The organism is Arthrobacter sp. SO3, assembly GCF_020532825.1.
Lineage (GTDB): Bacteria > Actinomycetota > Actinomycetes > Actinomycetales > Micrococcaceae > Arthrobacter.
The window spans coordinates 45,697-55,056 of record NZ_MQTS01000224.1 but is presented as its reverse complement, the minus strand read 5'-3'; the positions used below and the strand labels follow the sequence as shown (position 1 = coordinate 55,056).

Sequence of the window (9,360 nt, the reverse complement as noted above, 5' to 3'; positions counted from 1 at the left end):
GCCGGCGCGCTGTACCGCCTGTAGCGGGCCGCTGGCCATCGCCGGGGCCAGCGGGAGCTCCGCCGTGCCGCAGTGCCGCTGGTGCTCGACCCCGGCGCCGGACTGGCGCTGCGGCACCTGCAACGGGGTCCGGCTCCGCCGGGGAGCGACCGGGGCGCTCCGCACGGCCGAGGAACTGGGCCGCGCCTTCCCGGGTAAGCCGGTGGTCACCTCGTCCGGGGACCGGGTGCTGGCCACGGTTCCGGACTCGAAGGCCCTGGTCGTGGCCACGGTCGGCGCGGAGCCGGTCGCGGACGGCGGCTACGCGGCGGCGCTGCTGCTCGACGGCGATTCGCTGCTGCGGCGCGAAAACCTGCGGGCGGGGGAGGACGCCGTCCGGCGCTGGTTCAACGCCGCCGCCCTGGTCCGCCCTGCGGGCGACGGCGGACTTGTGGTCATCACCGCGGACGACGCGGCCGGCGTCGGGGCCCTGCTGCGCTGGGATCCGGCCGGCTACGCCCAGCGGGAACTGTCCCTGCGCCAGGAACTGCACCTCCCACCCGCCGTCCGGGTCGCCTCCATCACCGGCGGACGCACCGCCGTCGGACATATCAGCCAGGCCGTCGAACAGCAGCTTGGCCCGCAGGGGATCGTGCTGCGGACCGCCGGCCCGGCACCCCTTGTGATCGCCGGTGCGCCGGGCCAGGGCGGAGCGGCGGGGGCCGCCGTCGAGGACGTCCGGACGCTGCTGTTCATCCCCTACGCCCAGGCCACGCAGGTCACCCGGGTGCTGCGGGCAGTCAAGGTCGCCGCCGCGGCCAAACGCACGGACGACCCGGTCCAGCTGCGGCTCGACGGCGTGGACGTGCTCTAGCACGGTCCCGGATACGACCGGCCCACGCGATGCGCATAGTGCCGAGGTCGCAGTTAAGCGGCGGGGTCGCGTTGCGTTTTTCGGCGAACCCGCAGCGTACCGGCGCATCCGCCGCGGACGGGTCTTCGTGCCGGCTACTTCCGGTCCGTTTCCCGGGGGTGCCCGGCACGGCGGGCACGCAGCGCCACGGCCTCTTCGGCGGCGGCGAGCAGCCTGCGGGCGGAGTCGTCCCAGCTGAAGTCGGCGGCACGCTCCACCGAGCGGCGGGAACGGGCCTTCCAGAGCCCGGGCTCCTCAAGTGCCCGGACCGCCGCGGCGAATTCCGCCGGCGAATCCGGATGGACATAGCTGACGGCGTCGGCGCCCACCTCCCGGAAGATCGGGATGTCGCTGGCAATCACCGGCGTGCCGTGCGACATGGCCTCCACGAGGGGCAGGCCGTAGCCCTCCGCCCTGGACAGGCTGATCAGGGCCGTGGTGCGCCCCAGCATGGCCTCATACTCGGCGTCGGTCACGCCGTTGTGGAAAACAATGTCCGCGCCGGCCGGTGCCAGGGCCTCGAGTTCCGCCCGGCGTTCCGGCGTGATCCGGCTGAGCAGGTGCAGGCTCAGCTCCGGGAGCTCCGCCATGCCCCTGATCATGGTCTCCACGTTCTTGTACGGCATGAAGGAACCCATGTACAGCAGCGTCTTGTCCGACCCCGCCCCGGGGTCCCGCGGGGTGTGGCCGTGCTGCGGGGCGTTGCCCACGATCCGGACGGGACGCCGGGTCAGCCGGTACTTCGAGATCAGCGCCGCCGTCGTGGAACTGATGGTGGCGACGACGTCGGCCCGGTTCAGCAGGAGCCGCTGCGGCCAGAACGCTTTGTGGTACAGCCGCCAGAGGACCCGGACCGGGGCCGGCAGGAAACCGGGAGGGGCCGGGTGTTCATAGTAGATCAGGTCGTGGAGGGTCAGCACCAGGGCGTACTTCCGGCCCCAGCTGCCCATGGTCTGCATCGGACAGACCACCACGTCGGCGCCGAGTTTGTTGACCTTGCCGGCGACGAACAGCTCCGCCGGGGACAGCGGGCTGTTGATCAGGGTGTATGGCACGTCGGGGAGCAGGGCCAGCTGGCGGACGTCGCTGATGAGCATGGCGACGTCGGCGATTTTGGCCGCGGCCTCGATCAGGCTGGAACCGTAGCGGCTGATGCCGTCATGGTGGTCCAGCCGGGTGAAGCGGGCATCGATGAGGATTTTCACGCGGCGTGGTCCTTCAGGAAGCGGCGAATGAAGCCCGCGGCGGGTTCCGGGGTTTCGTAGTGGATCAGGTGGCCGACACCCGGGATCACGTCCAGGTGCGCGTCCGGCAGCAGGGCGAGCAGTGTGTGCTGGTCCGGGAGCGCGGCGATCTCGTCCTTTTCCCCGGCGATCAGCAGCACGGGAAGGGCGAGCCGGCGGGCCACTTCCGCCACGTTGCTGCCGACCGAGGCCTTGAACGCCTCCAGCAGGCTCTCCCGGTCCGCGAAGGCGGAGAAATAAGCGCTGTGCTGGGCATGGACAAAGCGGCGGAGCTGCTTGTCCGGGGTCTTCGCCATCGTTTCGCTCATGACCCTGACGATCAGCTGGCTGCGCAGCAGGCCCTGTCCCAGCCGGCGGGGAAGCCGGGCGGCCGCTTCGTAATACAGGATGGCGAGTTTGGTCATGAGCCCCTTGGGACCCTCGAGGGCGGGGGCGGCGATCGGATTGACCAGGATCAGTTCCGAGACCGTTCCGGGGTGGTCCGCCACATAGTGGCTCGCGATGATGGAGCCAAAGGAGTGCCCCAGCAGGACGGTGTCGGGGCCCAGGCCCAGGGCCGCCATGAAGTCGGCGATGAACCGGCCGTACCGTTCAACGCTGTGTTCGGCACCCGCGAAAGCGGCGGAGCTGCCGAAACCGGGGAGGTCGGGCATGATGAGCCGCATCTCCGGGAGCTGGTCCGCCACCCGGAGCAGGCCGTGGTGGTCGCCGCGGAAGCCGTGGATGACCAGGATGGTGCGGGTTTCCGGCGACACGCGGACCGGCTCGTAGCTCCAGTACGCGACCCTGGTGCCGTCGAGGACTACCTCCGCGGCATGGGTGCGGGCCTCAAGCCTGGCGCTGAACAGGGGGGTGGTGGGGGAAGGCTCGGTGGCCACGTGTTCCATTCGATGAGTCCTAATTGACGGTGTCCGGGTGGGAGCCGGTGCGGAAGCCACGTTCCAGGCCGGCCAGGGCGTCCATGGCGGCGCCGTCGAGGCTGAAGCCGAAAATGTTCAGGTTTTCCCTGATCCGGGCGTAGGAGCTCGCCTTGGGGATGGTGACGTTGCCGAGCTGGACATGCCAGCGGAGGATGATCTGCGCCGGGGTCCTGCCGTGCGCCGCTGCGAGGCCCAGCACCACCGGATCCGCCAGGACCTGGCCGCGGCCCAGCGGGCTCCACGCCTCGGTGGTGATTCCGAGCTCACCGTGCAGGGTGCGCAGTTCCTCCTGCTGCAGCCAGGGGTGCAGTTCGATCTGGTTGACGGCCGGGACGACCTCCGCGGTCTGCAGGAGGCGGTCCAGGTGGGCCGGCTGGAAGTTCGAGACCCCGATGGCCCGAGCCCTGCCTTCCCGGTACAGCGTCTCCATGGCCCGGTAGCTCTCGGCATACAGCCCGCGCTGCGGACACGGCCAGTGGACCAGGTACAGATCCACGTATTCCAGTCCGAGGTTGGCCATGGACGTGTCGAACGCGCGCAGCGTGGCGTCGTAGCCCTGGTCATCGTTCCAGAGCTTGGTGGTGACAAACAGGTCCTCGCGCGAGAGCGAGGGGGAGGCCTCGCCGGATCCGCCCCGGGCGCCGTCGGAGCTCACGAAACTGGACAGTGAACCGATGCCCCGGCCCACGCCCGTCTCGTTGCCGTACATGGCAGCGGTGTCGAAATGCCGGTAGCCGGCCTCCAGTGCCATGGTCACGAGGCCGGCGGCGCCGGCGGGAGGCACCTTGTAGAGTCCGAACCCCAACTGGTCGATCAGGACACCGTTGTTGAGGCTGAGCCGGGGCGAGGGTTTCATAACAACGACTTTACCGACTCCGCCGCCGGGGCTCCGCACGGCAGGCCGACGCCCGCCGGGTTGCGCACGGGCCCGTCCGTACCGGGGAAGCCCGGCTCAGGACACGCCGTCGAAGCTGACCAGCCGCCGGGCGGTGGCCTCGTCGAGGATGAGGTCGGTGGCCAGGCCCGCGGTGAGGGCGCCGCGCAGGCCGTTGATCTTGGAAGCGCCGGACACCACACAGATCCTCCGGCGCACCTGGCGCAACTGGGCGAGGTCCGGACCGGTGGAGCGTTCGTTGAGGGTGATGCCGTCCGCGGAACCATCGGCACGGAAAAACACGGTGGCCACATCGCCCACCACATCGGAGTTGGCCAGAACATTCAGGTCGTCCTCATCGAGGTAACCGCCCGCGTAGACATGGCTGGGGTAATCGGCGTCGACCGATCCCACACCAAAAATCGCGATGCTCATCCGGGCCTGGAGCTGGAGGATCCGCTGCACACTGCGCTCATTCCACATGGCCTTTTTGGTCGCGGCGTGGTCGAAGAACGCCGGGACCGGGAACTGTTCCACCCGGGCCCCGTAGGCGCTTCCAAAGCGGCGCATGATGTCGGAGGCGTAGGTGATGCCGGTGGTCTGCATGTTGCCTGCGCCGTTGAGCTGGACGATCACACTGTCGTGGGTGATCTTGCGGGTCAAGTGCCGGCTGACGGCGCTCAGAGTCGAACCCCAGGCGACGCCGATGATCGCATTGGAGTCGACCAGGGGGCCGATGGTGCGAGCGGCCTGCATCGCCACGCGGTCCAGTGTTTCCGCCTCATTCAGGGTGTCCACGACCGGAACGACGTGCACATCGACCTTGTATTCGGCGCGGATCATGCTCGCCAGTTCGGGGCCGGTGTCCAGCGGACTGCGGATCTGGATCTGCACCAGCCCGGACTCCCGGGCCGAGGACAGCAGCCGCGACACGGTGGACCGGGAGGTGCGCAGTTCACGCGCTATGGCGTCCATGGTCAGGTCCTGCAGGTAATACAACTGTGCCGCGCGCAGTGCGTCGGAGTGGCGTGAGGGTGTCATCCCAATTCCGTTCTGCACGTTTGTGCATAGTGCTTGACTCCATTTTCCATTACTCCAAACAATAGTGTTGAACGGCGGCGCGCCACGTGGCGCGCCGCACAGGACCAAACCCAAAGGAGCAGTTCTTGGGACAGAAGGATTCAGCCCGCAACCAGGCATCAGCCGGCGAGCGAGCATCGGTGCACAAGCTGCGGACGCGGCCCCACGCCCAGGTGCTGATCATCGGCGGCGGCATCAACGGGGTGGGCACGTTCCGGGACCTGGCCCTCCAGGGTGTGGACGTCGCCCTGGTGGAGCGCGGAGACTACTGCCAGGGTGCCAGCGGCGCCTCCTCGCACATGATCCACGGCGGCATCCGCTACCTCGAGAACGGCGAGTTCCGCCTCGTCCAGGAATCCGTGGTGGAACGCAACCGGCTGCTGCGCATCGCGCCGCACTATGTGAAGCCGCTGCAGACCACCATCCCGATCTTCAGCACGTTCTCCGGCGTCCTCGCCGCCCCGCTGCGCTTCCTCACCCACAAGCAGCAGGGCACACCCACCGAACGGGGAGCCTTCCTGATCAAACTCGGGCTGAGCCTGTACGACTTCTTTTCCCGCGACGGCGGCGCCGTGCCCCGGCACCAGTTCCGCGGCCGCAAGCGCGCCCTGGCGGAACTGCCGCGCCTGCACCCGGGCATCAAATACGCCGCCACGTACTTCGACGCCTCCGTCCACAACCCGGAGCGCCTCACCCTTGACGTGCTGCAGGACGGTGAAAAGGCCGGGGCCACGGGCAACAGTGACGCCCGCGCCAGCAACTACCTCTCGCTCGTCGCCATCCGGGACGGGGCACGGCCCGGGCAGGCCGGCAGCACCGTGGAACTCCGTGACGAACTCACGGGCGAACTGTTCGACTTCTCCGCGGACATCATCGTCAACACCACCGGCGCCTGGGTCGACCTGACCAACCAGGCGATGGGCGCGCCGTCGGCCTTTATGGGCGGCACCAAGGGCTCGCACATCGTGCTGGACCACCCGGAACTGCTGGCCGCCTGCAACGGCCGCGAGATCTTCTTCGAACACACCGACGGCCGGATCGTGCTGATCTATCCGATGGGCGACCGGGTCCTGGTCGGCACCACCGACGTCGACGCCGACATGGCCGAGGATGCCGTGTGCACCGAGGCGGAGATCGACTACTTCTTCGACCTCGTCGGCCACGTCTTCCCGGACATCACCGTGGACCGGGAGCAGATCGTCTACACCTTCGCCGGCGTCCGCCCGCTGCCCAGGCACGAGGCCACCCAGCCCGGCTTCGTCAGCCGCGACTACCGGATCGAACGCCGCGCAGCTGCCGGCCCTGCCGTCAACGGCGGCCCCGCCGGGACGGGCCACGGCGCCGTCGTGCTCAGCCTCGTCGGCGGGAAGTGGACCACCTTCCGGGCCCTCGCCGAACACCTGAGCAACGACGTCCTCACCGAACTCGGCATGGAACGGAAGGTCTCGACGGCGAAACTCGCCATCGGCGGCGGCGCCGGGTTCCCGGACAGCGAGGACGGCGTGCAGCGCTGGATCAAGGCGCATATGGCTGCCGGCCGCGACGCGGACCGCACCGCCGGTCTGCTGACCCGCTACGGCACGCGCGCCGGGGAAGTCATCAGCTTCCTCGACGGCGCCCCGGACCGGCTACTGCACTCGACCCGCGAGCTGAGCGTCCGTGAACTGGAGTTCATGGCGCGCAACGAGCAGATCGGGCATCTGGTCGACGTTCTGATCCGCCGCACGTCCCTCGCTTTCCGGGGACTGGTGACCGGCGAGCTGCTGAACGAGGTTGCCGACATCCTCGCCGGCCCGCTGGGCTGGGACACGGCAACGCGGTCCTCCGAGATCAGCCACGCTCAGGAGGTGCTCAAGCGATTCCACGGCGTCCAGGTCCACAGCCTGGTCTCCTGATAGACCTCGGCGGCCGGGCGGGGGACGTCCGGCCGCAAGGACTGCGTGGTTCCTTCGGGGGACCGGCGCAGTGGCCGGCCGGCAGCGCCAAAACACGGTGCCGGCCCAACAGCCCTTCAAACTCGCGACGGGCTGACAACAGAAAATAGAGGAGTCAAAGATGTCTCTCGGAATAGTTTTCCTGTCCGAAGTATTCGGCACCGCAATGCTGACCCTGCTGGGTTGCGGCGTTGTGGCAAACGTCGCACTCAAAGGCACCAAGGGCAACAACGGCGGGTTCCTGATGGTCACCTGGGGATGGGGCATCGCCGTCTTCTCCGGCGTCTACGTCGCCGCCCAGTCCGGCGCGCACCTGAACCCTGCCGTGACCTTCGGCCTGCTGCTCAACGGCAAGAAGGAGTACGCCCCCGGCGTCCCCGTAGATCTGGCCTCCACTTTCACGTACTTCGGCGGTGAACTCCTCGGTGCCTTCCTGGGTGCCGTGGTGATGTGGCTGGCCTACAAGCAGCACTTCGACGCAGAGCCCGAGCCCGCCAGCCAGCTGGCAGTCTTCTCCACCGGCCCGGCCATCCGCTCCGCCCCGTGGAACCTGATCACGGAGATCGTCGGCACCTTCGTCCTCGTCTTCGTCATCCTGACCTTCGGCGGGACGCCTTCGGGTCTTGGCCCGCTCGCCGTGGCACTCCTCGTTGTCGGCATCGGCGCCTCCCTCGGTGGCCCCACCGGCTACGCCATCAACCCGGCGCGTGACCTTGGCCCCCGCATAGCCCACGCCCTGCTTCCCATGAAGGGTAAAGGGTCCTCCGACTGGAGCTACTCCTGGATCCCGATCGTCGGACCGCTGGTCGGCGGTGGCCTCGCCGGCCTCGTGGCAGCAGTCGTGCCGATCATCGCCACCGCAGCCGGCTAACCCGTCCCAACAACGCACTCATTCACCTGCCAGCCCCAAGACAAGGACGTCAACATGAACCAGTACGTAATCGCCATCGACCAGGGCACCACCAGCACCCGCGCGATCGTGTTCGACCACAGCGGCAACATCGTTTCCTCGGGCCAGATGGAGCACGAACAGATCTTCCCGCAGGCAGGCTGGGTGGAGCACGACCCCGCCGAGATCTGGAACAACACCCGTGAGGTCATCGCCTCCGCGTTGTCCAAGGCGAACCTGACCCGCCACGACATCGCCGCCGTCGGCATCACCAACCAGCGCGAAACCGCCGTCGTCTGGGACAAGACAACCGGCAAGGCGATCTACAACGCGATCGTCTGGCAGGACACCCGCACACAGCCGATCGTGGACGAGCTGGCCAAGGACGGGGGACCGGAGCGTTTCAAGCAGAAGGTCGGCCTGCCGCTGGCCACGTACTTCTCGGGCACCAAGATCAAATGGATCCTGGACAACGTCGAAGGTGCCCGCGCCAAGGCCGACGCCGGGGACCTGGTCTTCGGCAACACCGACTGCTGGGTGCTCTGGAACCTGACCGGCGGGACCGACGGGGGCGTTCACGTCACGGATGTCACCAACGCCTCGCGGACCATGTTCATGGACCTCGAGACGCTCTCCTGGGACCAGGAAATCCTGGACGCGTTCGGGGTTCCGGCCTCCATGATGCCGGCCATCAAGTCCTCCTCCGAGGTCTACGGCACGGTGCACACCTCCCAGCTGCTGCGCGAAGTACCGGTCGCCGGCATCCTCGGCGACCAGCAGGCGGCGACGTTCGGCCAGGCCGCCTTCGAGGCCGGCGAGGCCAAGAACACCTACGGCACGGGCTGCTTCCTCATCTTCAACACCGGTGAGGAGATCGTGCACTCCAAGAACGGGCTGCTGACCACGGTCGGCTACAAGCTCGGCGACGCCAAGCCGCATTACGCCCTGGAGGGATCCATTGCCGTCACCGGTTCGCTGGTGCAGTGGCTGCGGGACAACCTCGGCATGATCAGCAGCGCCGCGGAAGTGGAGACGCTGGCGGCCTCGGTTGAGGACAATGGCGGCGTGTACATCGTCCCGGCGTTCTCCGGCCTGTTCGCCCCGTACTGGCGTTCCGACGCCCGCGGCGCGATCGTCGGACTGACCCGGTTCGTGAACAAGAACCACATCGCCCGCGCGGCGCTGGAGGCCACCGCTTTCCAGACCCGCGAGGTGCTCGACGCCGTCAACGCCGACTCGGGTGTGCCCCTGACGGAACTGAAGGTCGACGGCGGTATGGTCGCCAACGACGCGCTCATGCAGTTCCAGGCGGACATTCTCGGCGTTCCGGTGATCCGGCCCAAGGTCGTGGAGACCACCTCGCTGGGTGCCGCCTACGCTGCCGGGCTGGCCGTCGGCTTCTGGAAGGACCTTGGCGAGTGCTCCGCCAACTGGTCCGAGGACAAGCGCTGGGAGCCGAAGATGGAGCAGGCTGAGCGAGAACGCCAGATGCGGCTCTGGAAGAAGGCCGTCACCAAGTCCATGGAC

General features: G+C 68.2%; 7 protein-coding genes and 1 pseudogene. 4 read left to right on the top strand and 4 right to left on the bottom strand.

The annotated features are described in order from the left end of the window. Window positions 1-853: pseudogene (locus BJQ90_RS19600) on the top strand (primosomal protein N'); the annotation flags it as partial. A 134-nt stretch (window positions 854-987) separates the two neighbouring features. Here BJQ90_RS19600 and BJQ90_RS19595 read toward each other — a convergent pair. The 4 genes from BJQ90_RS19595 to BJQ90_RS19580 all read right to left on the bottom strand — a co-directional run bounded on the left by BJQ90_RS19595 (window position 988) and on the right by BJQ90_RS19580 (window position 4,971). Next, entirely contained in the window at window positions 988-2,097 is a 1,110-nt protein-coding gene (locus tag BJQ90_RS19595; RefSeq protein WP_226761860.1) for a glycosyltransferase family 4 protein, read from the bottom strand. Next, window positions 2,094-3,023: an alpha/beta fold hydrolase gene (locus BJQ90_RS19590; protein ID WP_226761859.1), complete on the bottom strand. Its 930-nt coding sequence runs from the start codon at window positions 3,021-3,023 to the stop codon at window positions 2,094-2,096. Before BJQ90_RS19590 ends, BJQ90_RS19595 begins: the two co-directional genes overlap by 4 nt. 10 nt (window positions 3,024-3,033) lie before the next feature. Next, entirely contained in the window at window positions 3,034-3,912 is an 879-nt protein-coding gene (locus BJQ90_RS19585) for an aldo/keto reductase (protein ID WP_226761858.1), read from the bottom strand. Window positions 3,913-4,008: 96 nt separating this feature from the next. Next, complete coding sequence (locus BJQ90_RS19580; protein ID WP_226761857.1) at window positions 4,009-4,971, bottom strand: sugar-binding transcriptional regulator; 963 nt, start codon at window positions 4,969-4,971, stop codon at window positions 4,009-4,011. Window positions 4,972-5,096: 125 nt separating this feature from the next. Between BJQ90_RS19580 and BJQ90_RS19575 the strand changes: the two genes are divergently transcribed. The 3 genes from BJQ90_RS19575 to glpK form a co-directional block, all read left to right on the top strand. After that, entirely contained in the window at window positions 5,097-6,905 is a 1,809-nt protein-coding gene (locus tag BJQ90_RS19575) for a glycerol-3-phosphate dehydrogenase/oxidase (RefSeq protein ID WP_226761856.1), read from the top strand. Between the two features lie 160 nt (window positions 6,906-7,065). Then, window positions 7,066-7,815, top strand: a complete 750-nt coding sequence (locus tag BJQ90_RS19570) for an MIP/aquaporin family protein (protein WP_226761855.1) — start codon at window positions 7,066-7,068, stop codon at window positions 7,813-7,815. 54 nt (window positions 7,816-7,869) lie between these two features. After that, window positions 7,870-9,360, top strand: a 1,491-nt coding sequence (gene glpK, locus BJQ90_RS19565; protein ID WP_226761854.1) for a glycerol kinase GlpK, incomplete at its 3' end; no start/stop codon positions are given.